Here is a 24,992-nt window from a genome sequence, read left to right as displayed (position 1 = left end):
ACAATGGCTTTTGCCAGTGGGACGGGTACTGCCGGATCGAACAGCCGGAACTGGGCTATGCGCTGGAATGCCAGGCCAGCGGGGCCGATTACTTCCTGCTGTACTGCCCGCCGGGCTTGGGGTTCTTTTGCATCGAGCCGGTGAGTCATCCGGTGAATGCTCATCACCTGCCGGGTAAACCAGGCTTAGCGTTATTGGAGCAAGGCCAATCAACCCGCCTCGATTTCGCCTTGAAATACATTCCAAATGTGGGAGGGGCGGTGCGACGATTCGACTTGCCCCCGATGGCGGTGGATCAGTAACAGATGAGCTGACTGACACACCGCAATCGGGGGCAAGTCGAATCGTCGCACCGCCCCTCCCACAGTTTTAACTTGTGTTGTGTCAGTGATGTCAAGGTGGGGAGTTTTTGAGGCGGCCGGCGGTGTCGATACTCACCACCACCGACAACCCCGGCCGCAGCCGTTCACTCTCAGCCTGATCCGGGTCCACGGTAATCCTTACCGGCACGCGCTGGGCAATCTTCACAAAGTTGCCCGTGGCGTTATCCGCCTGCAACAGGCTGAACTCCGAGCCGGTGGCCGGGGATATATGCTGCACCGTGCCGCGAAACTTGCGGTGGTTCAGCGCATCCACGGTGAAGGTCACCGGTTGGCCCACCTGCACGTTGTTCATCTGGGTTTCCTTCATATTCGCGATCACCCACAGGTGCTTCGGCACCAGCGCCATCAACTGCGCGCCAGAGTTGACGTAGGCACCCAGCCTCACGCCAATCTGCCCCAGTTGACCGTCACGGGGTGCAGTAATGCGGGTGTTGGACAGGTCGATACGCGCCAACTCCAACGCCGCTTCGGCACTGGCCACGGCCGCTTCCAGGGAACCGCGATTGACGATGACCGTCTGCAAATCCTGCCGCGCGATTTCCAGGCTGGCCTGGGCTTGCGCGACCGCCGCAATAGTCTGTGCATGGGCGGCGCGGGTTACGTCCAGCTCGCGCTTGGACACCGAACCGTCGCTGATCAACGCTTCATTGCGCCGCAAGTCGGCGGTGCTTTTGCGCGCCTGCGCCTGGCTGTCCACCAATGCGGCCTGGCGCAGTTTGATCGTTGCTTCGGCACTGTTGCGTTGCTGCACCACATTGGCCAGCGAAGCCTTCTGCACCGCCAGTTGGGCCAGGGCCTGGTCGAGGCGCTGCTGGTAGATGCGGTCATCCAGGCGCACCAGCAAGTCGCCGGCCTTGACGTACTGGAAGTCCTGCACCGGCACCTCGAACACATAGCCGCTGAGCTGCGGGCCGATAATGGTCACCTGGCCGCGCACCAGGGCGTTCTCGGTGGTTTCCACCGCGCTGCTGAACGGCGGCAGCTGCCAGGCGTACAGCACGACCAGCACGCCCACCAGGGCAATCGCGGCAAAGCCCAGGGACGAAAGGATGCGTACCCACAGGGAGCGCGGTTCGGTGACGGTGGCCCCCGGTGGTGTGGTGCCTTCCGGGGTGGCGGCGATGGCATTGGTAGTGGTCGTGGTCGGTTCGGTCATGAAGAGGCGCCGCTGGGTTGAACGGGAGTGGCTGCTTTAGTGGTGCTCATCAGCCACAGACTGCGGATAAAGATCCAGATCATGGTCAGGATCGCGATGATCGCGATCAGCATGAACACATCGTTGTAGGCCATGACATTGGCCTCACGGGTTGCCGCGGTGGCCAGGCTGCGAATCCCCATGAGGTTGCGCAACTCCGGGTCAGCGACGATGCCGCCATAGGCCGAGCCGCCGCCCTGCACTCGGGCGGCCACGCGAGGGTCGAGCAAGGTCAGGTGCTCGACGATCATGCTGGAGTGAAACTTCTCGCGCACCACCTGGAACGTGCCGAGCAACGCCGCGCCGATCAGGCCGCCGAGGTTCTGGCAGATCCCGAACATCACCGAGAAACTCACCAGGTTGCGTGGGTTGGTCAGCACGTTTTTAGTCCCCAGCACCATGGTCGGCCCCAAAAAGAAGGTGCCGCCAAAGCCTAGCAGGAACTGGCTGATATACAGGTTCTGCGGGCGGGTCAGGTTACTGGAGAAACTGTCCATCACCGAGCCGGTGGCCATCAGCGCCAGGGCAATCACCAGCGGCATCAGCAAGTGCGCCGGGTTGATCGTCAGCGCACTGACCACCAGCCCGCTGATCGCCCCGGCCAGCATCACCACGTACAGCGTGTGCATCTGCTCGTAGCTCATGTTCAACATCTGCATGAACCCCACCGCGCCGGTGGACTGCTCGGACAACACCATGCGAATCAGGATCACCGCCAGCGCCAGGCGAATCATGGTGCCGCTGCCCAGCCAACGGGTCATCAGCAGCGGGTTGGCGCGATTATGCTCAATGGCCAGGCCAGTCATGATCAACACCAGGGAACAGGCCGAGGCCACGCCGATCCACGGCGCTTCCAGCCACCAGTCGATGCGCCCCAAGGACAGCACCGCGCAGAGCAGCGCCACACCGCTGGCGAGAATGGCGAAGGTGAGGAAGTCGAGTTTTTCAAAGGTCTTGAAACGGTCGCCGGGCGGCAACTTGAGCAGGAACACGCAGCCCAGGCAGATCAGCGCCATGCCCAGTTCGAACAGGTACAAGCCGCGCCATTCGGCGATTTGCAGCAGGTCTTCGGAGAACAACCGCGCCAGGGGCAAGGCCAGCTGCGCGGTCCCCAACCCCAGCACCAGCGCCTTCAAGCGCCATTTGGCGGGGAACGCCTGGATCATGTAGTACAAACCCAGGGAACTGAGCGCCGCCCCCACCATCCCGTGGGCTGCCCGCACGGCGATGGCCGAGTTGAGGTCGTTGACGAACAAGTGGCCGAAGGTCACCAGTGCATAGAGCACCAGGAACACCTCGGTAAACGCACGCAGGCCGAATTGCTGGCGAAACTTCACCAGCAGCAGGTTCATGCACACGTTGGTCATCACATAGGCGGCGGGCAACCAGGCCATTTCCGCGGTGGTCGCGCCCAAGGCGCCTTGCAGGTATTGCAGGTTGGCGATCACCAGCGAGTTGCCCAGGCCGCCGGTGATGGCTACGAGTACGCCGACCAAGGCATACAGCCAGCGCTTGTGGGTGGGGTGCAACGGCGTCGACGGCGAGCCCGGCAGGCTCGGGCGCTCGTGAGGCTGCCAGGTGCGGGGGGTGTATTTGTCCATTCGGTGACCTTGATGAGCCGACACGCAAGGTCGGTGACTCCATTACTCAGGGAGTAGTAAACCTGAGAGGAGTTCATCTTGCCATGTTGAAGGGGCAATTGATGCCTGGCGTGGGCAAGGTCAAGTATGGGGGTTGGCGGTGATGGCGGCGTCTGGGCTGACCAGCTTTCTGGGTTGGGTACAGAGCAAGGTCTATCTGGTCCATGGAGATCAAAATGTGGGAGGGGCTTGCCCCCTCCCACATTGGATCTCCTTTGTATTGGAGACCACACGCCCTATCAGATCCAGCCGAGCCAGCTCCAGTAAGTCGCCGCAAACACCAGCATCAGCAGGTAGCCGATCAACGTGACCAAAATCCCCACCTTGGCAAACTGCCGTGCCGTAAACGTCCCAGTCCCCAAACACACCATGTTCTGCGGCGCGTTGATCGGCAGGATAAACCCGTAGCTGACAACAAACCCCAATAGCATGGTCATCCCCAACCGGTTGAACTCCCCCGGCAAGGTCTGCAACACCGCAATCAGGATCGGCAACAACGCCGAGGTCAACGCCGTCGCACTGGCAAACCCCAAGTGGATCAAGATCAAAAACGCCCCGAGGATCGCAAACACGCCCAGCGGCCCGACCTTGTCCAGCCCAGTGTGCGCCACCACCTGCGAACCCAGCCACTGCCCGGCCTGGGTGGTCAGCAGCGCCGTGCCCAGGCTGATGCCCACGCCAAACACGATCACCGTGCCCCACGGAATCCGCGACTGCACATCCTTCCAGGTCATCACACCAATCCCCGGCAACAGCAGGAACACCAGCCCGGCGTAGGTCGTCGAGGTGGTGTCGAAGTTGTGCAGGCGCCCTTCCGTGGCCCAGGCCAGCAGAAGCAGCACCGACACAGCCAGCAGGCGCTTCTGCGGCCCGGTCATCGGGCCGATATCCACCAGCGACTGCGCCACCGCCTCTTTGCCGCCAGGGATGCTGTCGCTTTCCGGTGGCAGCAGCTTGATCACCAGGAACAACAGCACCGCCGACATGATCAGCGCCCATGGCGCCCCCGCGATCAGCCAGTCGATCCACGACACGCGCTGGCCGAGCATCTTGTCCATAAAGCCCACGGTCAGCAGGTTTTGTGCGGCGGCGGTCTGGATGCCGACGTTCCAGATGCTGGTGCCCTGGGCCACCACGATCATCAAGCCCGCAGCGATGTTGGAGCGTTTGTCGACGCCAAACGCGGCGACCACGCCCATCATGATCGGCACCACACAGGCACTGCGCGCAGTGGCGCTGGGGACGACAAGGCTGAGCAGGATAGTCACCGCGATCGCCCCCAGCAGAATACCGCGCGTGCTGGTACCCACCCGCGTCAGGGTGACCAGGGCGATACGCCGGTCGAGGCCGGTGTGGGTCATGGCGGCGGCGATGAACAACGCGCCCGCCACCAGCGCGAGCGCGGGGTTGGAAAAGCCGGTAAGCGCCATGCTGATGGCCGGGCTGGAACCGATCAGGTGCGTGGGGTCTTGCAGCGACGGCGCGGTGCCGAGCAGGAACGCCATCAGCGAAGTGATCATGATCGCGCTGGCTTCATACGACACCGCCTCGGTGATCCACACCACCACGGCAAACGCGAGGATCGCCAGCATGCGATGCCCCGCCACCGGCAAGTCGGCGGGCATCGGCAACAGCAGCACCCCGACCATCACCAGCACGGCGACGACCAGGCCCAGGGGCAACTTGAAGGATGCAGCGGTTGTTACGGGGGCGCTCATGGGGTTCTCCGTCGGCCGTCAAATCAGGCAGGGAGCATGGCGCAAAATGCCGCAGGCGGTGTTGACAGGTATCAAGACCCTAGGCCAATAACTGGCTCAATACCGCCCGCAACTTCCCGGGCTTGACCGGTTTGTTCAACAATGGCGCGTCCAGCCGCCGCAGCATGCGCCGGCATTGGTCGGTGCGGTCAGCCGTGATGATCACCGCGGGAATCGGCTGGTCGAAGTGCTCGCGCAGGTACTTGACCACCTCGCAACCCACCACGCCGTGGTCGAGGTGGTAGTCCGCCAGGATCAACTCCGGCGCCCTGCCCTGCAACGCCAGCAAGGCGCCGGCCTGGTCGGTGGCGGTAACCACCTCGCAGCCCCACTGGCCGAGCAGCGCGCTCATGCTTTCCAGGATGCTGAGTTCGTTATCCAGCACCAGCAAACGCCGCCCCGGCAAGGGGTTGCCCGTCGTCGCTTGCACCGGCAACTGGCTGATGGCCAACGGCATGTCCTCGCTGATGGGCACTTCGATGCTGAACATCGACCCGCGCCCCGGCCACGAGCGCACCGCCACCGGGTAGCCGAGGATCTCGGCGATACGCTCGACAATCGCCAAGCCCAGGCCCACGCCCTTGCGGTCCGAGGCGCGGCCGACGTCCAGCTGGTTGAATTCGAGGAAGATCGCGTCGAGCCGATCGGCCGGGATGCCGCGCCCGGTGTCCCACACTTCCAGGTGCAGGCGGTCGCCACGGCGGCGCGCGCCGAGCAGGATGCAGCCGTCGTCGGTGTAACGGCAGGCGTTGCTGAGGAAATTGCGCAGGATGCGCGTGACCAGGCGCAAGTCGGTGCAAATCGCGTAGTGGCCGGTATGCGCGCGCAGATTGAGCCCGGCGGCCAAGGCCACTGACTGGAATTCCGAGACCAGCGGCGCAAACAGTTCATCCAGGCGATACACCGCCACATCCGGCTTGACCGCGGCCTGGTCGAGCCGCGAGATATCCAGCAGGTCGGTGAGCAAATCCTCGGCGCCTTCCAGGGCCTGGTGGGTGCGTTCGACCAGCACCTGCTCGACGCTGGGCAAGTTGCGTTCGCGCAGGGTGGCGATCAGCAGGCGCGCGGCGTTGAGCGGTTGCAACAAGTCATGGCTGGCGGCGGCGAGGTATTTGTCCTTGCTGCGGTTGGCGGCCTCGGCGGCATCGCGGGCATCGCGCAGTTCCTGTTCGACCTGTTCGCGCTGGGCGATCTGCTGTTGCAGGTTGCGGTTGGCTTCCAGCAACTCATCGGTGCGCGCCGCCACCCGTTGCTCCAGCTCATCGTTAAGGCGGATGTAGCGCTTGCGCTCGGCCTCCAGCTCATCGAGCCGCGCGGTCAGTTCCGGGTAATGGCTCTTGCGCGCCGACTGGTCGCCCAGCCCCAGCAACCCGGCCAGGGCGCGCTGCTGGTCGTCAGAGAGCTTCGCCATAGACGACCTCGACGTCACGCTGGCTCGACTCACGGGGGTTGGTGAGGATGCACGGGTCGTGCATGGCATGCTGGGATAGGAACGGAATATCCGCCACGCGCACCCCGTGCAAACCGAGGGTTTCGTGAAAGCCGATCGCGTGTTTCAGGGCAATCAGATGCTCCACCAGCCGCCCCCGAATCTGCCGATGGTTGAGGCCCCGGCAGTCGATGCCGAACGTCTCGGCAATCACCTTGAAACGCTCCGGCGCCGAGTTGTAGTTGAACGCCACCACGTGTTCCACCAGCACCGCGTTGCACAACCCATGGGGCAGGTCGAGAAACCCGCCGAGGCTGTGGGACATGGCATGCACCGCGCCGAGGATCGCATTGGAGAACGCCAAGCCGGCCTGCATGCTGCCGAGCATGATCTTCTCGCGCAGGGCAATGTCACCGGGGTTGGCGATCATCTGCACCAGGTTGCCGTTGATCAAGCGCATGGCTTCCAGCGCATGGGGATCGGTGAGCGGGCCGTGACCGGTGGACACGAACGCTTCGATGGCATGCACCAGCGCGTCGATACCGGTACAGGCGGACAGGAACGGGTCCATGCTGGCCGTGGTTTCCGGGTCGATCAGCGACACATCCGGCACCACCGCCTTGCTGACGATGGAGAACTTCATGCGTTCCTGTTGGTTGGAAATGATCACGAACTGCGAGACATCCGCCGACGTGCCGGCGGTGGTGGGGATCAGGATCAACGGCGGGCTGGGCACGCGAAGGGTGTCCACCCCTTCGAATTCGAGGATGTTGCGTCCATGGGCGACCACAATGCCGATGGCCTTGCCGCAGTCCATGGGGCTGCCGCCACCGATGGCGACGATCACGTCGCAATGGTTGTCGCGGTACACCTCGGCGCCCAGCATCACTTCTTCGACGCGCGGGTTGGGTGATACGTCGCTGTACAGGCAGTAGTCGATGCCGATGGCTTGCAGGCTGGCTTCCACATCGGCCACCCACCCCGCGGCGATCACACCAGGGTCGCTGACCACCAGGACCTTGCGCGCACCAAAGGTCTTGGCGTAATTACCGACGTTGTGCCGGCAGCCGGCACCAAAGATGATTTCAGGCGAGACGAATTTACGCAGGAGGCTCAGATTTGGGCTCATTGGAAAGCCTGTTGTTATTATTTTTGGGAGATGCACTTCACACTAACCCATTCGCGGACGAATGCAATCAGACCAAAGGGTCATTCCCAAAACGAGCCCGGCCAGCGCGTGGCTGGCCGGGGGTGGATCAGCGGCTGGCGAAGTACATGGTCACTTCAAAGCCGATACGCAGGTCGGTAAACGCGGGTTTAGTCCACATGGGGCGGTCCTCTTGTTGTGCCGGAAGATTCCGGTGAAGGCATTAATGCATGGGGGGATGGGGGTGCGAATGCTACTTTCGAACGAGTGAGGGCACTGCATTAGTCGCGAACGTACAGGGAGCAACATGTGGGAGGGGCGGGGTACGAATGCTGCTTTCGAACGAGTGCGGGCACTGCATTGGTCGCGAACGTACGGGGAGCAACATGTGGGAGGGGGCTTGCCCCCGATGAGGGCGTGTCAGCTGAAACAGCTGTGACTGACACACCGCTATCGGGGGCAAGCCCCCTCCCACAGGGGACCGCGTTGCATCGGAGGGTTAGAAGAACCCCAACGGATTGATGTCGTAGCTCACCAGCAGGTTCTTGGTCTGCTGGTAGTGATCCAACATCATCTTGTGGTTCTCACGCCCCACGCCGGACTTCTTGTAGCCGCCAAACGCGGCATGCGCCGGGTACAGGTGGTAGCAGTTGGTCCACACGCGACCGGCCTTGATCGCCCGGCCCATGCGGTAGGCACGGTTGATATCACGGGTCCACAGCCCGGCACCCAGGCCGAATTCGCTGTCGTTGGCGATCGCCAGGGCTTCGGCTTCGTCCTTGAAGGTGGTGATACCCACCACCGGGCCGAAGATTTCTTCCTGGAACACGCGCATCTTGTTGTGGCCCTTGAGCAGGGTCGGCTGGATGTAGTAACCGCTGGACAGGTCGCCCTCCAGGCGCTCGGCCGCGCCGCCGGTGAGCAACTCGGCGCCCTCTTCCTGGGCGATTTTCAGGTAGGACAGGATCTTGTCGTATTGCTGCTCGGACGCCTGGGCGCCGACCATGGTTTCGGTGTCCAGCGGGTTGCCGCGCTTGATCTTGACGATCTTCTTCATCACCACTTTCATGAAGTCGTCGTAGATCGACTCCTGCACCAGCGCCCGCGACGGGCAGGTGCACACTTCACCTTGGTTGAAGAACGCCAGCACCAGGCCTTCGGCGGCCTTTTCGATGAACTGTGGCTCGGCGTTCATGATGTCTTCGAAGAAGATGTTCGGCGACTTGCCGCCCAGTTCCACAGTCGACGGGATGATGTTCTCGGCGGCCGCATGCATGATGTGCGCGCCGATAGGCGTCGAGCCGGTAAAGGCGATCTTGGCGATGCGCTTGCTGGTGGCCAGCGCTTCGCCGGCTTCGCGGCCAAAGCCCTGGACGATATTCAGCACGCCCGGTGGCAGCAGGTCATTGATCAACTCGGCAAACACCATGATCGACAGCGGCGTCTGCTCGGCCGGCTTGAGCACGATGCAGTTACCGGCGGCCAGGGCCGGGGCGAGTTTCCAGGCCGCCATCAGCAGCGGGAAGTTCCACGGAATGATCTGCCCGACCACACCCAATGGCTCATGGAAGTGATAGGCAGCGGTGTGTTCGTTGATCTCGGCGGCGCCGCCTTCCTGGGCACGGATGCACCCGGCGAAATAGCGGAAGTGGTCAGCGGCCAGGGGCACGTCGGCGTTGAGCGTCTCGCGCACGGCCTTGCCGTTGTCCCAGCTTTCGGTCACGGCCAGCACTTCGAGGTTCTGTTCGATGCGGTCGGCGATTTTCAGCAGCACCAAGGCGCGATCCTGGGCCGAGGTCTTGCCCCAGGCGTCAGCGGCGGCGTGGGCGGCGTCGAGGGCCTTGTCGATGTCGGCGGCGTTGGAGCGCGGGAATTCGGCGATCTGCTCACCGGTCACCGGCGAGGTGTTGGTGAAGTACTGGCCGCTCTGCGGCGCGACGAATTCGCCGCCGATGTAGTTACCGTAGCGCGACTTGAAGCTGACGATGGCGCCAGGGGTGCCAGGTTGTGCGTAGATCATGTTAAGGCCTCTGTCTGGGTCCGGGCCTGTCGGTCAACAGGCGATGACCCGATAGTAGAGAGCCCCCGCTGCCGGGCGAATGCGCCGTTGGCAGGGGGGCTCTTGTCATTTGGTCGTAGATTCAGTGTTTGGCGACCAGTTCTTTGGGCAGCTTGAAGGTCCAGAGCATGCCGCCCTGGTTGAAGTCCTTGATGCGCTTGGCCACTTCACCGCCCCACAACGGCACCGCGCCGCCCCAGCCGGAGAGCACCGAGACGTACTGTTCGCCGTCCATTTCCCAGGTCACAGGCGAGCCGAGTACGCCGGAACCGGTCTGGAACTCCCAGACCTTCTCGCCGGTCTTGGCGTTGAACGCCTGCAGGAAACCTTCCGGCGTGCCGGTGAACACCAGGTTGCCCTTGGTGGTCAGCACCCCGCCCCACAGCGGCGCGAAGTTCTTGTGGCGCCAGACTTCCTTGCCGGTCTTCGGGTCGATGGCACGCAGTACGCCGATGTAGTCTTCGTTCAACGGCTTGATGGTGAAGCCCGCCCCGAGGAACGCCGCGCCTTTTTTGTAGGCGATGTCTTCGTTCCAGATGTCCATGCCCCATTCGTTGGACGGCACATAGAACAGCCCGGTGTCACGGTTGTAGGCCATCGGCATCCAGTTTTTCGCGCCGAGGAACGCCGGGGCGACGAACACCGAGGTGCCTTTGGTTTCACCGCCCGGTGCGCCTGGGCGACTGGCTTCGTTGTAGATCGGCCGGCCGTCCTTATCCAGGCCGCTTGCCCAGGTGATCTTGTCGACAAACGGGAAGCCACGGATGAACTTGCCGTTGGTGCGGTCGAGCACGTAGAAGAAGCCGTTACGGTCGGCGGTGGCCGCCGCTTTGATTTCCTTGCCGCCTTCGGTGTAGTTGAAGGAGACCAGCTCGTTCACGCCGTCATAGTCCCAGCCGTCGTGGGGCGTGCTCTGGAAGTGCCACTTGATGGTGCCGTCATCCGGGTTCAGCGCCAGGCGCGAGGATGAATAGAGGTTGTCGCCGGGGCGCAGGTGCGAGTTCCACGGCGCCGGGTTGCCGGTGCCGAACAGCAGCAGGTTGGTTTCCGGGTCGTAGTAGCCGCCCAGCCATGGCGCCGCGCCGCCGGTCTTCCACAGGTCGCCAGGCCAGGTCTTGCCCGCCTCGCCGCCGGAAATACCGTTCTCCACGGCCTTGCCGTCCTTGTAGACATAGCCCATATGGCCTTCGACGGTTGGACGCATCCACAGCAGGTCGCCGTTTTTCGGGTCGTAGGCCTGGATCTTGCCCACCACGCCGAATTCGCCACCGGCCACGCCGGTAATCAGCTTGCCGTTGACCACCAGGGGCGCGGCGCTGATCGAGTAACCTTCCTTGTGGTCGGCAACCTGCTTGCTCCACACCACTTTTCCGGTGTCTTTATTCAGCGCTACCAGCTTGGCATCGAGGGTGCCGAAGAACACCAGGTCGCCGTACAGCGCCACACCACGGTTGATCACGTCGCAGCAGGGGCGGATGTCATCGGGCAGGCGCGCATCGTACTGCCAGAGTTTCTTGCCGGTGCGCGCATCCACCGCGAACACCCGCGAGTAGGAACCGGTGAGGTACATCACCCCGTCCTTGATCATCGGCTGCGCCTGCTGGCCGCGCTGTTTCTCGCCGCCAAAGGAGAAGGCCCAGACCGGGCGCAGGTCCTTGACGTTGTCCACATTGAGGGTGTCGAGCGGGCTGTAGCGCTGGCCCTGCACGCCCAGGCCGTTGGTGACGATCTGCCCAGGGTTTTTCGGGTCCTGGAGGATGTCCTGGTCGGTCACGGCGGCCATGGCTTGGCCGGATAACAGAATGGCACCGAGCAACACACTCAAGGCGAAGGGTTGGCGGCGTGCGGGTTGGGTCATGACGGCTACCTCTGCGGTTTTTTGTTATACCCGGGAAATTTTCCCGGTCTGGTAGCGATTCTTGGGCGCAGGGGCAGTTGTCACAATTGACCGCAGTATCGAGATTGCTAGTTCCTTAGTAGCGGGTCTGGCCGCTCAGCGCGCCGAGTCGACGCGTTGCATCTGCTCGCGCTCATAACGCGGATACAAGTGGCTGACGCTGCGGATCAGTTCGTAGCGGCTCAGGCTGATGGCGGCGAAACGCTCGGGAATGGGGCTGCGGATCATCTCGGCCATGTCGCTGCCCTGGGCGGCACCGTCGCGCAGCAATTGGTCGAGCCAGGTGAGGTAGTCGCGCATCTGGGCGAAGGGCTGCGCGTCACTGGCGACCGGGCCGTGGCCGGGCACGATCAACGTCCAGGGCAAGGCTTGCAGGGTGTCGAGGTCGGCCAGCCACGCCGTCAACCCAGGGCTGTTGGGCGTGGTAAGCGCGCGTTGGTAGAACACCAGGTCGCCGGCAAACAGCACGCCGGTGCTCTGGTCGAGAACGGCCAGGTCGGCGCCGGTGTGGCCGGTCAATGCGAGCAGGCGCAAGTCGTGGCGGCCAACGCTCAGCACACCGGGTTCCAACACCTGGGTGGGCAACACCACCTCGGTGCCGCGCATCCAGTCGCCGACCATGCGGTAGAGGTTTTCCGCCATGCCGTCGCCTTGCTCATGCAGCAGGCGCGTGGTGTCGGCCAGGGCGCCGATAGGCACGTCCTTGAACGCCTGGTTGCCCAGCGCATGGTCGGGGTGATGATGGGTAATCAGCACCTGGATCACCGGCTTGGGGGTGACGCTGGCGATGGCCTCGCGCATGGCTTCGCCGTAGCGCCGCGACGGGCCGGTGTCGATCACCACCACGCCCGCCTCGGTGACGATAAAAGCGGTGTTGACGATATTGCCGCCATTGGCCTTGGCGAAGTTGTCGGTACTGCCTTCGAGCAGCCAGGTGTCATCGGCGATCAACCGTGGCTTGAGGGCGTAGTCCAGGTCCGCCAGCGCGGGCAGGCTCAAACTCAGGCACAGCAATAGAATCCAGCGCATGCCGCGCTCCTTCTGGTCAGGGAATGGCGGCGTCGAATTCATTGCCACTGTTGTCGCGCAACACCAGGCGGGTCGGCCCTGGCGCGTCGATATCAAAGGCCAGGTTGGGGTTTTCGCTGACCGCCGGGAACAGCTCCAGCTCGGCCAGCACCTGGCCGTCCTGGCCCCGCAGTTGCGCATGGTTGAGGTAGAACTCGGGGATGCCGCTGACCATGCCGTTGTCCATCGGATGCGCCACCTGCACGCGCACCCGGCTGAACTCGCCACGCGGGTAACGCCCGCCGAGCACTTCACCGATGTGTTCTTCCCAGCCGGGCTGGGTGCGTACCACGCTGGGCGCGGTGCAGCCGCCGCCGGCCGCATCGATCAGGGTCGAGCCGACGTGCCACAGCCCGTCGTCGGTGAGCACTGCCGCGCGCAACGGCGTGGCCTGTTCGATACGAATCCGCAGCGATAGCCACGGCAGCACCCCGGCCTTGGGCTGGAAGTCGACGATCTTCGGCAATGGGTTGAGCTCGGCCCAGGCGAGGATTTTCAGCACATGGCCCTTGAACGCCCGGGCGTCGATCTCCAGCGGCACCTGGCGCGCATCTTCGGCAAACGGCGGCGCCAGCAGCTTGACCCGTTCATCGAACACAAACGGCGCTTCGGCCAGGAACTGCTTGTGGTAGAACGCCCACATCACCGACGGCACTGGGTCCTTGCCCGGCTCGACGTCCACGGCGTGGGCCGCCAGCGGTAACCAGCAGGCCAGCAGGCAGCTCAGTCGCACGTTCAGTCGCCAGATCATCGCCTGCTCCTATTGGTACATCTCGGGCACTTCGTATTGCAGGCCGTAATGGCTGTAGATGGCTTGCAGCGAACCGTCGCGGATCAGGCCTTCAAGGGCCTCTTCCACCGCGTAGGCCAACTGGCGATTGCTTTCATGCACCGCCATGCCGATTTCCCAGCGTTGCCTGCCCATGTTCGGGTAGGCGTTCTCGGCCAGGGCCAGTTGCGGGTCGTGGGCCTCATGCACCTGCCAGTCGATTTCGCCACGCATGGCCATCACCGCATCGACCTCGCCGGCCTTCATCGCCGCAAAGGCCTGTGGCACGCCGGGGTAGTGATGGGTCTTGCCGGCAAGCATGCCGTTGAACACCGAGGTCAGGTAGAACGACGGCACGCTGTCGACTTCGACGCCGACCGGGTGCTGCTCGAACACCGCCACGCTGGCGACCTTGTCCAGGCGCCGGCGATCGTAGGCCACCTGCCATTGTTCGTTCTGGTAAGGCCCGAACATCACCACATGGCCGTTTTCCAGTTCGCCCTGGTCATTGCGCTTTTGCGCGTAATCGCGGTCGTAGGGCGCGCGCATCATCAGGTCGGCCAATTGCTGGTTGTGCAACGGGCTGCCGCGCCAGATGTAGTCGCGCAGGTCGTCGTCAAGCTTCTCGCCGGCCGGCGCCCAGATCAACGTGAGTTGCACCCCCAGCGCCTTGGCCAGGGCCTGGGCCAGCTCCACGTCGACCCCACGCGGGGTGGCGCCGTCTTCAAAGCTGTAGGGGGCAAAGTCCTTGTACACCGCCACTTTCAGTTCGCCGTCGGCGATCATCTGGTCATAGCTGCGCACCTGTGCCTGTGCCGTCTGGCAACACAGCAGGGCCAGGCCAAGCACATAAGCGAACAGGCGCATGGCTTACTCCTCGACGTGCACGGTGTCCAGGTAAGTGCGCACGGCCCACAAGGCTTCCTGGCTCAGGTAGTCGGCCATCTTCGGCATATACACCCGGCCGTCGCGTACCGCGCCATGACGCACGCGCTCGACGAACCACTCATCACCGGCTTCGCCCACGTCGAGCATGCGCAGGTCGGGGGCGATGCCGCCGGACTTGGCTTCCAGGCCGTGGCAGGCGGCGCAGTTCTGGTTATAGGCGGACGAGCCGATTTCCACGGCCCGGTCGTGTTCAGGGGAGGTGCGGTACGGATTGACCGCCGCCCAGCCGTCTTCGTTGACCGGCACGCCGGCGTCCTTGATCGAGGTCAGGCCCTTGGTTTCCACGGCTTGCGGGACCACGTTGCCATGGGCCCAGGCGGAGCCCGCAGCGATCACACCGGCCAACAGCCCGGCGACAAGCAAGGCGTTGTGTTTTGTTGTCATTATTTTTGCCCTCAGGATTGCACGCAAAACCTCATTGCAGAGGCTATGGCAACCATCTTAGAAACCCCGGGGCATGGGCCGTATGCTGCTTTGGTGGCCGGCTTATCCTCCCTTGGTAGTAGGGCTTGTGGGGCACGCCTAAAACAGCGGCGCCACGGGAAGTCTTCCCGGCCACGGCGGGCGTTTTTCCGTATCCGTCCGGCCCCCTGACGCGCCACCCTGTGCAGGCCAAAACCTCCACTGGGAACTGCAACCATGACAATAAGATCGCTACCCGCCCTCTCACCTTTAAGCCTTGCCGTGCAAGCCTTCGTGCTGGTGGGCAGCCTGTCCCTCAGTGCCGCGGGCTATGCCGCCGCCGAGCCTGCGGCCAAGCAAACCCGCAACGTCACCTGGGAAGACATCGCCAACGACCACCTGACTACCCAGGACGTGCTGCAATACGGCATGGGCACCAACGCCCAGCGCTGGAGCCCGCTGGCCCAGGTCAACGACAAGAACGTGTTCAAGCTCACCCCGGCCTGGTCCTACTCGTTCGGCGATGAGAAACAACGCGGCCAGGAATCCCAGGCCATCGTCAGCGACGGCGTGGTCTACGTGACCGGTTCCTACTCCCGCGTGTTCGCCCTCGACGCCAAGACCGGCAAGCGCCTGTGGACCTACAATCACCGCCTGCCCGACAACATTCGCCCCTGCTGTGACGTGGTCAACCGGGGAGCGGCGATCTTCGGCGACAAGATCTACTTCGGTACCCTCGACGCGCGCCTGATCGCTCTCGACAAGAACACCGGCAAAGTGGTGTGGAACAAGAAGTTCGGCGACCACGCCGCTGGCTACACCATGACCGGCGCCCCGGTGCTGATCAAGGATAAGGTCAGCGGCAAGGTGCTGCTGATCCACGGCAGCTCCGGCGATGAGTTCGGCGTGGTCGGCCAGCTGTTTGCGCGTGACCCGGACACCGGCGAAGAGGTCTGGATGCGTCCGTTCGTGGAGGGCCATATGGGCCGCCTCAACGGCAAGGACAGCACGCCGACCGGCGACGTGAAAGCCCCGTCGTGGCCGGATGACCCGACCACCGAAACCGGCAAGGTCGAGGCCTGGAGCCACGGCGGCGGCGCACCTTGGCAGAGCGCGAGCTTCGATGCCGAGACCAACACCCTCATCGTCGGCGCCGGCAACCCCGGCCCGTGGAACACCTGGGCGCGCACCTCCAAGGACGGCAACCCCCACGATTTCGACAGCCTCTACACCTCCGGCCAGGTCGGCGTCGACCCGAGCACCGGCGAAGTGAAATGGTTCTACCAGCACACACCGAACGATGCCTGGGACTTCTCCGGCAACAACGAACTGGTGCTGTTCGACTACAAGGACAAGGACGGCAAAGTGGTCAAGGCTACCGGCCACGCCGACCGCAACGGTTTCTTCTACGTGGTCGACCGCAACAACGGCAAGCTGCAGAACGCCTTCCCGTTTGTCGACAACATTACCTGGGCCAGCCATATCGACCTGAAGACCGGCCGCCCCGTGGAAAACCCAGGCCAGCGCCCGGCCAAGCCATTGCCGGGTGAAACCAAGGGCAAGCCCGTGGAGGTCTCTCCGCCGTTCCTGGGCGGCAAGAACTGGAACCCCATGGCCTACAGCCAGGACACCGGCCTGTTCTACATCCCGGGCAACCAGTGGAAAGAGGAATACTGGACCGAAGAGGTCAACTACAAGAAGGGCTCGGCCTACCTGGGCATGGGCTTTCGTATCAAGCGCATGTATGAGGACCACGTCGGCACCCTGCGCGCGATGAACCCCACTACCGGCAAGGTGGTGTGGGAACACAAGGAACACCTGCCGTTGTGGGCCGGCGTGCTGGCGACCAAGGGCAACCTGGTGTTCACCGGGACCGGCGATGGTTTCTTCAAGGCCTTCGACGCGAAAACCGGCAAGGAGCTGTGGAAGTTCCAGACCGGCAGCGGCATCGTCTCGCCGCCGATCACCTGGGAACAGGATGGCGAGCAGTACATTGGCGTCACCGTCGGCTATGGCGGCGCGGTGCCGTTGTGGGGCGGCGACATGGCCGAGCTGACCAAGCCGGTGGCGCAAGGCGGGTCGTTCTGGGTGTTCAAGATCCCGAGCTGGGATCAGAAAACCGCGCAAAAATAACCCCTGCGAGAATGCCGGGCCGCCTTTTGCAGTAAGCGGGCTCCTGTGGCGAGCGGGCTTGCCACAGTAAGCCCGCTTGCCACAGTAAACCCGCTCCCCACAGGATCCCTAGAGGTTGCACGATGAACTACCTGCCCTTGTTACTCCTGCTCTCCCTGCCCCTGGCGCACGCCGACGACGGCGACGACGCCCCACTGGTCATCAACGGCTGTACGATCGCCGAACACAGCCAATGCCCCGGCGCCAACCTCAAGGGCGCCAACCTCAGCAACCAGGACCTGAGCAGAATGAACCTGGCCGGTGCCGACCTGCGCGACGCCGATTTGCGCCATGCCAACCTCGACCTGGCCAACCTGGAAAAAGCCCGGTTGCAGGGCGCCAACCTGACCCGCGCCAGCTTGCAGCAAAGCAACCTGCGCCTGGCCGACTTCACCGGCGCGACGCTGATGGCGATCCAGGGTTGGGGCCTGTTTGCCCAGGGCGCACAGTTCGAAAACGCCAACCTCAGCGCGGCCTACCTGCAATTCGCACGGCTGTCGGGGGCAAAAATGCACAAGGCCAACCTGCGCGCCGCCGACCTGGAAATGACCTGGCTGAGCAAGGCCGACCTGCAAGGAGCGGACCTGAGCGATGCGAATCTACAGGAAGCCAAGTTCGGCGAAAGCAACCTGGAACAGGCCACGCTCACCGGCAGTCGCCAGCACTATGCGAACTTTCAGGATGCCAATATGGAAGGCTGCAAAGACTGTCCTACCACCTGGAATCGTTAGCACACCGCCATTCAAAATGTGGGAGGGGGCTTGCCCCCGATAGCTTCAGTCACTCAGGCATTGACTGATCCACCGCTATCGGGGGCAAGCCCCCTCCCACATTTGAATGGTGTGAAACAGAGAGAAAATTGTCAGCCCGCTACTCTCACCACACCCATGTCGATCCCCAGATGCACCAGTTCGGCATGGGAACTGACCTGCAACTTGCTCTTGAGCAAGGTCAAGTGGTTGGACACGGTCTTGCTGCTGATATTCAGCTGGTCGGCAATCGCCCGGGTAGGCGTGCCCTTGGCCAGCATCAGGAAAATCTCCAGCTCGCGCGGGGTCATGCCCTGCAGGCGTTGATCGCTGGGGGTGTAGGCCAGCTCGGTGGCCAGGGCCTGTTCGATATAGGCGTGGCCGTCGAGGATGCGCCGCACCGCTTCGATCAACACCTCGGGCGCCGAGCTTTTGGTCAGGTAGCCTGAGGCCCCCGCCTCCAGGGCCTGGCGCACCAGCGGTAATTCGTCGTGCATGCTGAAGAACAGCACGCGCAACTGCGGCAGGCGCTGGCGCAGGCGGCGCGTGGTTTCCAGGCCGCTGATACCGGGCAGGCCGAAGTCCATGATCACCAGGTTCGGCACCGCTTCCTGCACTCGGCTGAGGGCTTCTTCACCACTGGCCGCCTCGCGCACCTCAATGGCCGGCAGCAGCGCCCGCAACAGGCTGGCATAGCCCTGGCGCACCACCGCGTGGTCATCCACCAACAGAATATTCATGAAGCCTCCAATGGCATGTTCAACGCCAGCGCCCAACCGGCGCCGGGATGGCTGAGGATTTTCAGTTCGCCGCCCAGGCAGCGCGCGCGTTCGGCCATCGAATACAGGCCGACACCCGGGCGCTGCGGCGTTTGTGCACCGCGCCCGTTGTCGCGCACCCACAGGCGCAGGCGCGAACCGCGACGGTGCAGGCGCACGCAGACATGGCTGGCGTCGGCATGCCGCACGACATTGGTCAGGGCCTCCTGGAGCAGGCGGTAGAGGTGAGTCTTGCTCGCTCCGGACAATGCCGGCAAATCGGTGCTGACCCGTAGCCGGCAATCGATGCCATGGCTGGCCTGCCACTGCGTGACCAGCATCGAAAAAGCCTCGGCCATCGGCAGGTGTTGCAGGGCCACCGGGTACAGGTCGTGGACCAGCGCGCGAAAACCTTGCTGCAAGTGGTCGCAGTGATCTTCCAGTTGCGCCACCGTGCGCGCCAGCAATGGCGACTGGTCGGTGACCAGGCGTAACAGGCAGGCCTGGGCGCGAATGCCGGCCAGGTATTGGCCCAGGTCATCGTGCAGGGTCTGGGCCAGGTGATTGCGCTCCTGCTCCTGCACCGCCATCAGGGTCTGGGTCAGTTGGGTGTTGTCGGTGCGCGCCTGCTCCAGGGCGTGGGTCATGCGGTTGAAATGCAGCGCCAGTTGCCGCGCTTCCGGCGACCCCGCGCTGCGTAGACGGACATTGAGCTGGCCGGCGCACAGCTGCTGCAGGGCCCGCAGCAACTCATCGAGCACGCCCATGCCACGGCGCACCGCCCAACGGATGGTCAACAGGCTCAAGGCCAGCGCCAACGCGCACAGGCCCAACAGTTGTTGCAGGGAGTCCCAGACTTCGTCGATTTCATCCCGTGGGTCGACCGCGATCGACACGCGCCGGCCGTCCGGCAAGTCCAGTACCTGGGGGCTGCGCCGCGCCTGGGCAAACAGCAGGCGGCCGAGCCAGGCATCCAGGCCGTCTGCCGCCGGTGCCTGCAAGGTTTCGCCAGGCCCCAGCCAATGCACGCGCACATGACGCAGGCTGGCGGTGAGGTGCGGTTGCAGGCTGGCGGGGTCGCGCTCGGCGGTTTCGCTGAGGTAGTGCACCACCGCTTCGGCCGATTGCAGCTCGCGCTCCACATCCGCCAAGGCCTGGTGCATCAACAGGCCAGTGCAGGCGCAGGTGACCAGGGCGAAAAAGCCGCACACCCACAGGTTGATGCGCCACAGCGCCGACATGCCTAGCGCGCCACGCTGGCGGGCACGCTCGACGCCGGGCGTGGTGCGTGCAGCTTGTCGACGCCGATCAGGCTGACGATCAGCAGGAACGGTAGGAGCAGGACCTTGAGGATGTGCATGAGCGTTCATCTCCCGAGTGAGCGCGACGCGGATGCCCCATGCTAAGACCGCGCCACGCGCGCGGGGCTACTACCTTGGTACTGCCCCAGCGGTACTTTCTGCATATTTGCAGCGCCCCCAAGGGTTCCTATGCTGGCGCTACCTGTCATGGAGTGCCTTATGCGCCAGCTCGCCCCCTACGCCGTGCTGTACCTGCTGGCGATCGCTTGCGCCGCCGGGGTGGCCAGCGCCAGCCAGGCCGCCGAGGCGCCGCTGGCGGTACAGATCGGCTACCTGGGCTACCGGCCGGATCCGGGGCCGCTGCTGTCGAATGTGATCCCCGAGCCGAGCGATGCCGGGCAACGCGGCGCCGAGCTGGCGATCATCGACAGCAACAGCACCGGCGCCTTTCTCAACCAGCGCTACAGCCTGACCAGCGCCACGGTGGACACCCCCGAGGCCCTGCTCGCCGCCGCCCAGGCCCAGCACGCCCAGGGCCTGCGCCTGTTCGTGGTCAACGCCCCCGCCGCCAGCCTGCGCCAACTCAGCGCGGCACTGCCCGACAGCCTGCTATTCAACGCAGGCAGCCCGGATGACAGCCTGCGCAGCACCGACTGCCTGGGTAACGTGCTGCACAGCCTGCCGAGCCGGGCCATGCTCGCCGATGCCCTGGCGCAGTTCATGGTGGTGCGCAAATGGCAAAAGGCGCTGCTGATCGTCGGCCCCACCGAGGATGACCAAGCCTACGCCGCCGCCCTGCGCCGCGCCGCCAAGCGTTTCGGCGTGCAGTTGGTGGCGGAAAAAGCCTGGCGTTTCGATAACGACCAACGCCGCAGTGCCCAGGCGGATATGCCGCTGTTCACCCAGACCGCCGAATACGACGTGGTGCTGGTGGCCGATGAGCGCGGCGACTTCGGCGAGTACGTGCCCTACCAGACCTGGTACCCGCGCCCCGTCGCCGGCACTCAGGGCCTGACGCCCACCGGCTGGCACAAAACCGTCGAGACCTACGGCGCCGCGCAATTGCAAAAACGCTTCGAGGCCCTGGCCGGGCGCTGGATGAACGACCGCGACTTCGCCGCCTGGATGGCCGTGCGCAGCGTCGCCAGTGCGGTCAACAAGTTGCGCCAGGTCGAGCCCATGGCCATCCGCCAACTGGAGATCAGCGAACAATTGCCACTGGACGGTTTCAAGGGCCGCAAGCTCAGCTACCGCCCGTGGAACGGCGAGTTGCGCCAACCGATCCCGATCGTGCAGCCCCGCGCCCTGGTCAGCACCTCGCCCCAGGACGGTTTCCTGCACCCCTTCAACGAAATGGACAGCCTGGGCTACGACAAGCCCGAGGTGACCTGCCGCTTCCCCTGATCGCTCCCCTACTCACAATAATAAGGAATCCGCCATGCGCCGCACCCTGCTCTCATGCGCCCTGCTGCTTGCCGCCGGGCACGCCATGGCCAGCACCGCCTGGGTCTCCAACGAGAAAGACAACAGCCTGAGCCTGATCGACATGCAGACCCTGCAAGTCACCGACACCCTCAAGGTCGGCCAGCGCCCACGGGGCTTGTTGCTGTCCCACGACAACACGTTGCTGTACATCTGCGCCAGCGATTCGGACCGGGTACAGGTGATGGACGTGGCGACGCGCAAGATCATCAAGGAACTGCCCTCCGGCAAAGACCCCGAGCAGTTCGCCTTGCACCCCAATAACCGCTGGTTGTACGTGTCCAACGAAGACGATGCGCTGGTGACGGTGATCGACACCGAGACCTCCAAGGTGCTCGGCCAGATCAACGTCGGCGTGGAGCCTGAAGGCATGGCCGTGAGCCCGGACGGCAAGTGGGCGGTGAACACCAGCGAAACCACGAACATGCTGCATTGGATCGACACCAGCACCCAGACCCTGGCCGACAGCACCCTGGTGGACCAGCGCCCGCGCTTCGTCGAGTTCAACCACGATGGCTCGCAGTTGTGGGCTTCGGCGGAAATCGGCGGCACCGTGACCATCCTCGACGTGGCCAGCCGCACGATCCTCAAGACCCTGACCTTCAAGATCAAGGGCGTGCACCCGGACAAGGTGCAGCCGGTCGGGATCAAGCTCAGCGCCGACGGCAAGTACGGCTTTGTCGCCCTCGGCCCGGCCAACCATGTGGCGGTGATCGATGCCAAGACCTTCGAAATCCTCGACTACCTGCTGGTAGGCCGCCGCGTCTGGCAGATGGCATTCACCCCGGATGAAAAACAGTTGCTGGCCACCAATGGCGTGAGCGGCGATGTATCGGTGATCGATGTGGACAGCCTCAAGGTGATCAAGTCGGTCAAGGTCGGACGTTATCCATGGGGCGTGGTGGTGACGCCATGAACGCCCTGGAGGTGCGCGACCTGAGCTTCGCCTATGGCGCACGCCAGGCCCTGCACGAGGTGAGTTTCAGCCTGGCGCCCGGAGGGTTTGCCGCGTTGCTGGGGCCCAACGGCGCGGGCAAATCCACCTTGATCGCGCTGCTCACGCGGTTGTACGACTTGCAAAGCGGCGATATCCGCGTGGGCGGCCACTCCCTGCGCGATGCGCCACGCGCAGCGCTCACACAACTGGGGGTGGTGTTCCAGCAAAGCACCCTGGACCTGGATTTGAGCGTGGAGCAGAACCTGCGCTACCACGCTGCGCTGCACGGCTTATCGCGGCGCCAGACCGACCTGCGTGTTGCCGCCGAGCTGGCGCGCCAGGCCCTGACGGAACGGCGCCGCGAAAAAGTCCGCGAACTCAACGGCGGTCACCGGCGCCGCGTCGAAATCGCCCGGGCGTTGCTGCACGAACCCCGCTTGCTGCTGTTGGATGAAGCCAGTGTCGGCCTCGACCCCGCCAGCCGCCTGGCCCTGAACCAGCACGTGCGCAGGCTGTGCCTGGAGCAAGGCATCAGCGTGCTGTGGACCACCCACCTGCTCGATGAAGTGCAGCCCGACGATGCGCTGATGATTCTGCACCAGGGCCGCTTGGTGGCCAGCGGGCAAGTCGATGCGTTGATCCAGGCCCAGGGCGGCGACCTGGGCAGCGTGTTTGCGCGCCTGACCCGCCCCGCCCCCACAGGAGCCGTGGCATGAACGCTTACTGGCAATGCTTGCGCGGCATCGTGCTGCGCGAGTGGCTGCGCTTTGTGTTGCAGCGCACCCGGTTTCTCAGCGCCCTGGTGCGCCCGCTGTTGTGGCTGCTGGTGTTTGCCGCCGGGTTCCGCGCTGCGCTGGGCATTTCGGTGATCGAACCCTACGACACTTACATCCCCTACGAGGTCTACATCATCCCGGGGCTGGCCTGCATGATCCTGCTGTTCAACGGCATGCAGGGTTCGTTGTCGATGGTCTACGACCGCGAGATGGGCAGCATGCGCGTGCTGCTGACCAGCCCGCTGCCGCGCACATTTTTGCTGTGCAGCAAGCTGCTCGCCACCGCGTTGATTTCGCTGTTGCAGGTGTACGGGTTCCTGGCGATTGCCTGGGTATACGGTGTGCAACCGCCGGCCATGGGGCTGCTGATCGCCCTGCCCGCCTTGCTGCTGGTGGCCTTGATGCTGAGTGCCCTGGGCCTGCTGCTGTCGAACGCGATTCGCCAGTTGGAAAACTTTGCCGGAGTGATGAATTTCGTGATCTTCCCGTTGTTTTTCCTGTCATCGGCGCTGTACCCGCTGTGGAAGATGCGCGACTCCAGTGAATGGCTGTACTGGTTGTGCGCGATCAACCCGTTTACCCACGCCGTGGAGCTGGTGCGCTTTGCCCTGTATGAACGCTTCGCCGGCCTGGCCCTGGCGATCTGCCTGGGCTTGACCGCGCTGTTCGCGGTGTTGGCGGTACTGACCTTCAACCCTCAGCATGCGGCGTTGCGCAAAAAGGGCTGAGGCTGGCAAAAACTACTACTTTAGTACTGGTTTTCCTGTCTATCGTCGCATTCCCAAGGGCTCGGGACTCACGTGTAATGGCCGCATAACGATAAGGATTGCCCCGCCATGCTGCCTGCCCGACTGCCTCTGTTGGCACTGCTGTGTCTGTTCATCGCTCACGCGCATGCCGACACCCCACTGTTTTCCGCCGACGGCTACCGCATCAGCCTGTACCGCAGCCCCACGCCCGATCACTTGCCGGGCGCCACGATCATCGACACCCCGGCCCTGCAAGCCCTGCTGGCGCAGACCCCGGCACCGGTGCTGATCGACGTGTATCGGCGTCAATGGCTGCAAGGTCGCTTCATCGAAGACCAGCCTCACGCCAACCTGCCCGGCAGCCACTGGCTGGCCAATACCGGCGATGGCGACCTCACGCCGGAATGGCAAAGCTACTTCGTGCGCCACCTGTACACCTACAGCGGCGGCGACCCGACACGACCGCTGGTCTTCTATTGCCGCTCCGATTGCTGGTTGAGTTGGAACGCGGTAAAACGTGCCGCCAACCTGGGCTATACCTCTGTGTACTGGTATCGCGATGGCCTGGATGCCTGGGAAGCGGCGAAGCTGCCGGTGTCGGTTGCGCAACCCGAGCCATTTGAATAACCACAATAAGAAAGGTGAACGGCCATGTACAAAATCCTGATTGCCGATGATCACCCGCTGTTTCGCGAAGCGATCCATAACGTCATCAGCGACGGTTTCCCCGGCAGCGAAGTGATGGAGACCGCCGACCTGGACAGTGCCCTGGCGCTGACCCAGGAACACGACGACCTGGACCTGATCCTGCTCGACCTGAACATGCCCGGCATGCACGGCCTCAATGGCCTGATCAACCTGCGCAACGAGTCGCCGACCATTCCGGTGGTAATCGTGTCGGCCGAGCAGGACAAGCAGATCGTGCTGCAAGCCATCACCTACGGTGCCGTTGGTTTTATCACCAAGTCCTCGCCACGCCAGCAGATGACCGAGGCGATCCAGCAGATTCTCAACGGCAACGTGTACCTGCCGCCGGACATCATCCGCACCCAGAAAACCGGTACCCACCGCCGCCTCAACGAAAACCCCGGCTTCGCCCCCGAACTGCTGCAGGCATTGACCCGCAAGCAGTTGCTGGTCCTGGAACGCATGACCAAGGGTGAGTCGAACAAACAGATTGCCTACACCCTGGAAATTGCCGAGACCACCGTGAAGGCCCACGTGTCGGCGATCCTGCGCAAGTTGAATGTGCACAACCGGGTGCAGGCGATACTCAGTGCCGGAGATATAGATTTCGGCTCGTACCTGCGCCGCTGAGTTTCCTGACACAACACCAATCAAAGGTGGGAGGGGGCTTGCCCCCGATGGCAGTGG

22 protein-coding genes and 1 pseudogene are annotated in these 24,992 nt (G+C 63.7%); 9 read left to right on the top strand and 14 right to left on the bottom strand.

The genetic code is table 11. The features are described 5' to 3' along the window. Window positions 1-302, top strand: a pseudogene (locus ACODSV_RS30870) (aldose 1-epimerase); the annotation flags it as partial. Window positions 303-393: 91 nt separating this feature from the next. On the opposite strand, the gene ACODSV_RS30865 reads toward ACODSV_RS30870, so the two are convergent. From ACODSV_RS30865 to pedF, 12 genes are all read right to left on the bottom strand, one after another. Beyond that, a complete protein-coding gene (locus ACODSV_RS30865) occupies window positions 394-1,539 on the bottom strand; it encodes an HlyD family secretion protein (RefSeq protein ID WP_024076306.1) in 1,146 nt (381 codons plus the stop codon). Beyond that, window positions 1,536-3,179 (bottom strand): MFS transporter, encoded by a 1,644-nt coding sequence (locus ACODSV_RS30860; RefSeq protein WP_024076307.1) that lies wholly within the window; start codon window positions 3,177-3,179, stop codon window positions 1,536-1,538. Before ACODSV_RS30860 ends, ACODSV_RS30865 begins: the two co-directional genes overlap by 4 nt. 278 nt (window positions 3,180-3,457) lie before the next feature. Next, window positions 3,458-4,936 (bottom strand): DASS family sodium-coupled anion symporter, encoded by a 1,479-nt coding sequence (locus ACODSV_RS30855; protein WP_150054588.1) that lies wholly within the window; start codon window positions 4,934-4,936, stop codon window positions 3,458-3,460. A gap of 79 nt (window positions 4,937-5,015) precedes the next feature. After that, entirely contained in the window at window positions 5,016-6,386 is a 1,371-nt protein-coding gene (locus ACODSV_RS30850) for an ATP-binding response regulator (RefSeq protein ID WP_150054589.1), read from the bottom strand. Beyond that, window positions 6,370-7,533, bottom strand: a complete 1,164-nt coding sequence (ercA, locus tag ACODSV_RS30845) for an alcohol dehydrogenase-like regulatory protein ErcA (RefSeq protein ID WP_024076310.1) — start codon at window positions 7,531-7,533, stop codon at window positions 6,370-6,372. The genes ACODSV_RS30850 and ercA overlap by 17 nt, the downstream gene beginning before the upstream one ends. Window positions 7,534-7,660: 127 nt before the next feature. After that, entirely contained in the window at window positions 7,661-7,732 is a 72-nt protein-coding gene (gene pqqA, locus ACODSV_RS30840) for a pyrroloquinoline quinone precursor peptide PqqA (RefSeq protein ID WP_010209364.1), read from the bottom strand. A 318-nt stretch (window positions 7,733-8,050) separates the two neighbouring features. Then, the gene (exaC, locus tag ACODSV_RS30835) at window positions 8,051-9,571 is read right to left on the bottom strand and encodes an acetaldehyde dehydrogenase ExaC (protein ID WP_024076311.1); all 1,521 of its coding nucleotides are present in this window, start codon (window positions 9,569-9,571) and stop codon (window positions 8,051-8,053) included. 121 nt (window positions 9,572-9,692) lie between these two features. Further along, complete coding sequence (locus ACODSV_RS30830) at window positions 9,693-11,468, bottom strand: PQQ-dependent methanol/ethanol family dehydrogenase (RefSeq protein WP_024076312.1); 1,776 nt, start codon at window positions 11,466-11,468, stop codon at window positions 9,693-9,695. A 135-nt stretch (window positions 11,469-11,603) separates the two neighbouring features. Continuing rightward, on the bottom strand, window positions 11,604-12,536 hold the full coding sequence (locus ACODSV_RS30825) for a quinoprotein relay system zinc metallohydrolase 1 (RefSeq protein WP_150055100.1): 933 nt from the start codon (window positions 12,534-12,536) through the stop codon (window positions 11,604-11,606). Between the two features lie 16 nt (window positions 12,537-12,552). Then, window positions 12,553-13,314 carry a quinoprotein dehydrogenase-associated SoxYZ-like carrier gene (locus ACODSV_RS30820; RefSeq protein WP_069077433.1) on the bottom strand — a complete coding sequence of 254 codons (762 nt, stop codon included), beginning with the start codon at window positions 13,312-13,314 and terminating at the stop codon, window positions 12,553-12,555. Between the two features lie 21 nt (window positions 13,315-13,335). Then, a complete protein-coding gene (locus tag ACODSV_RS30815; RefSeq protein ID WP_024076315.1) occupies window positions 13,336-14,211 on the bottom strand; it encodes a substrate-binding periplasmic protein in 876 nt (291 codons plus the stop codon). 3 nt (window positions 14,212-14,214) lie between these two features. Continuing rightward, on the bottom strand, window positions 14,215-14,676 hold the full coding sequence (pedF, locus tag ACODSV_RS30810) for a cytochrome c-550 PedF (RefSeq protein WP_024076316.1): 462 nt from the start codon (window positions 14,674-14,676) through the stop codon (window positions 14,215-14,217). Window positions 14,677-14,931: 255 nt separating this feature from the next. Between pedF and exaA the strand changes: the two genes are divergently transcribed. Then, a complete protein-coding gene (gene exaA, locus ACODSV_RS30805) occupies window positions 14,932-16,827 on the top strand; it encodes a quinoprotein ethanol dehydrogenase (RefSeq protein WP_150055101.1) in 1,896 nt (631 codons plus the stop codon). Window positions 16,828-16,949: 122 nt separating this feature from the next. Next, window positions 16,950-17,597, top strand: coding sequence for a pentapeptide repeat-containing protein (locus ACODSV_RS30800; RefSeq protein WP_150055102.1), 648 nt, complete (start codon window positions 16,950-16,952; stop codon window positions 17,595-17,597). Window positions 17,598-17,728: 131 nt separating this feature from the next. Here the strand turns inward: ACODSV_RS30800 and ACODSV_RS30795 are convergent, their stop codons facing one another. Together ACODSV_RS30795 and ACODSV_RS30790 are read right to left on the bottom strand one after the other, a co-directional pair. Continuing rightward, window positions 17,729-18,355: a response regulator transcription factor gene (locus tag ACODSV_RS30795; RefSeq protein WP_024076319.1), complete on the bottom strand. Its 627-nt coding sequence runs from the start codon at window positions 18,353-18,355 to the stop codon at window positions 17,729-17,731. Then, complete coding sequence (locus tag ACODSV_RS30790; protein ID WP_489047162.1) at window positions 18,352-19,614, bottom strand: sensor histidine kinase; 1,263 nt, start codon at window positions 19,612-19,614, stop codon at window positions 18,352-18,354. Before ACODSV_RS30790 ends, ACODSV_RS30795 begins: the two co-directional genes overlap by 4 nt. 279 nt (window positions 19,615-19,893) lie before the next feature. Between ACODSV_RS30790 and ACODSV_RS30785 the strand changes: the two genes are divergently transcribed. The 6 genes from ACODSV_RS30785 to ACODSV_RS30760 all read left to right on the top strand — a co-directional run bounded on the left by ACODSV_RS30785 (window position 19,894) and on the right by ACODSV_RS30760 (window position 24,935). Next, window positions 19,894-21,078, top strand: coding sequence for an ABC transporter substrate-binding protein (locus ACODSV_RS30785; protein WP_150095378.1), 1,185 nt, complete (start codon window positions 19,894-19,896; stop codon window positions 21,076-21,078). Between the two features lie 34 nt (window positions 21,079-21,112). Further along, on the top strand, window positions 21,113-22,072 hold the full coding sequence (locus tag ACODSV_RS30780; protein ID WP_024076323.1) for a YVTN family beta-propeller repeat protein: 960 nt from the start codon (window positions 21,113-21,115) through the stop codon (window positions 22,070-22,072). Beyond that, a complete protein-coding gene (locus tag ACODSV_RS30775) occupies window positions 22,069-22,809 on the top strand; it encodes an ABC transporter ATP-binding protein (RefSeq protein WP_024076324.1) in 741 nt (246 codons plus the stop codon). Before ACODSV_RS30780 ends, ACODSV_RS30775 begins: the two co-directional genes overlap by 4 nt. Further along, a complete protein-coding gene (locus ACODSV_RS30770; protein ID WP_150056091.1) occupies window positions 22,806-23,597 on the top strand; it encodes an ABC transporter permease in 792 nt (263 codons plus the stop codon). The genes ACODSV_RS30775 and ACODSV_RS30770 overlap by 4 nt, the downstream gene beginning before the upstream one ends. Before the next feature lie 108 nt (window positions 23,598-23,705). Beyond that, window positions 23,706-24,245, top strand: a complete 540-nt coding sequence (locus tag ACODSV_RS30765; protein WP_150056090.1) for a PQQ-dependent catabolism-associated CXXCW motif protein — start codon at window positions 23,706-23,708, stop codon at window positions 24,243-24,245. A 24-nt stretch (window positions 24,246-24,269) separates the two neighbouring features. Continuing rightward, window positions 24,270-24,935: a response regulator transcription factor gene (locus ACODSV_RS30760; protein WP_024076326.1), complete on the top strand. Its 666-nt coding sequence runs from the start codon at window positions 24,270-24,272 to the stop codon at window positions 24,933-24,935. The last annotated feature ends 57 nt before the right edge of the window (window positions 24,936-24,992 follow it).

It is taken from the genome of Pseudomonas sp. FG86, assembly GCF_057808775.1.
Note: the sequence above shows the minus strand (reverse complement) of the source record. Positions and strands in the feature narration are given on the sequence as shown.

What these genes read in the sequence shown, in the direction of transcription:
- ACODSV_RS30865 (WP_024076306.1), bottom strand. Translation starts at nt 1,539, where the DNA reads ATGACCGAACCGACCACGACCACTACCAATGCCATCGCCGCCACCCCG.
- ACODSV_RS30860 (WP_024076307.1), bottom strand. Translation starts at nt 3,179, where the DNA reads ATGGACAAATACACCCCCCGCACCTGGCAGCCTCACGAGCGCCCGAGC.
- ACODSV_RS30855 (WP_150054588.1), bottom strand. Translation starts at nt 4,936, where the DNA reads ATGAGCGCCCCCGTAACAACCGCTGCATCCTTCAAGTTGCCCCTGGGC.
- ACODSV_RS30850 (WP_150054589.1), bottom strand. Translation starts at nt 6,386, where the DNA reads ATGGCGAAGCTCTCTGACGACCAGCAGCGCGCCCTGGCCGGGTTGCTG.
- ercA (WP_024076310.1), bottom strand. Translation starts at nt 7,533, where the DNA reads ATGAGCCCAAATCTGAGCCTCCTGCGTAAATTCGTCTCGCCTGAAATC.
- exaC (WP_024076311.1), bottom strand. Translation starts at nt 9,571, where the DNA reads ATGATCTACGCACAACCTGGCACCCCTGGCGCCATCGTCAGCTTCAAG.
- ACODSV_RS30830 (WP_024076312.1), bottom strand. Translation starts at nt 11,468, where the DNA reads ATGACCCAACCCGCACGCCGCCAACCCTTCGCCTTGAGTGTGTTGCTC.
- ACODSV_RS30825 (WP_150055100.1), bottom strand. Translation starts at nt 12,536, where the DNA reads ATGCGCTGGATTCTATTGCTGTGCCTGAGTTTGAGCCTGCCCGCGCTG.
- ACODSV_RS30815 (WP_024076315.1), bottom strand. Translation starts at nt 14,211, where the DNA reads ATGCGCCTGTTCGCTTATGTGCTTGGCCTGGCCCTGCTGTGTTGCCAG.
- pedF (WP_024076316.1), bottom strand. Translation starts at nt 14,676, where the DNA reads ATGACAACAAAACACAACGCCTTGCTTGTCGCCGGGCTGTTGGCCGGT.
- exaA (WP_150055101.1), top strand. Translation starts at nt 14,932, where the DNA reads ATGACAATAAGATCGCTACCCGCCCTCTCACCTTTAAGCCTTGCCGTG.
- ACODSV_RS30800 (WP_150055102.1), top strand. Translation starts at nt 16,950, where the DNA reads ATGAACTACCTGCCCTTGTTACTCCTGCTCTCCCTGCCCCTGGCGCAC.
- ACODSV_RS30795 (WP_024076319.1), bottom strand. Translation starts at nt 18,355, where the DNA reads ATGAATATTCTGTTGGTGGATGACCACGCGGTGGTGCGCCAGGGCTAT.
- ACODSV_RS30790 (WP_489047162.1), bottom strand. Translation starts at nt 19,614, where the DNA reads ATGTCGGCGCTGTGGCGCATCAACCTGTGGGTGTGCGGCTTTTTCGCC.
- ACODSV_RS30785 (WP_150095378.1), top strand. Translation starts at nt 19,894, where the DNA reads ATGCGCCAGCTCGCCCCCTACGCCGTGCTGTACCTGCTGGCGATCGCT.
- ACODSV_RS30780 (WP_024076323.1), top strand. Translation starts at nt 21,113, where the DNA reads ATGCGCCGCACCCTGCTCTCATGCGCCCTGCTGCTTGCCGCCGGGCAC.
- ACODSV_RS30775 (WP_024076324.1), top strand. Translation starts at nt 22,069, where the DNA reads ATGAACGCCCTGGAGGTGCGCGACCTGAGCTTCGCCTATGGCGCACGC.
- ACODSV_RS30770 (WP_150056091.1), top strand. Translation starts at nt 22,806, where the DNA reads ATGAACGCTTACTGGCAATGCTTGCGCGGCATCGTGCTGCGCGAGTGG.
- ACODSV_RS30765 (WP_150056090.1), top strand. Translation starts at nt 23,706, where the DNA reads ATGCTGCCTGCCCGACTGCCTCTGTTGGCACTGCTGTGTCTGTTCATC.
- ACODSV_RS30760 (WP_024076326.1), top strand. Translation starts at nt 24,270, where the DNA reads ATGTACAAAATCCTGATTGCCGATGATCACCCGCTGTTTCGCGAAGCG.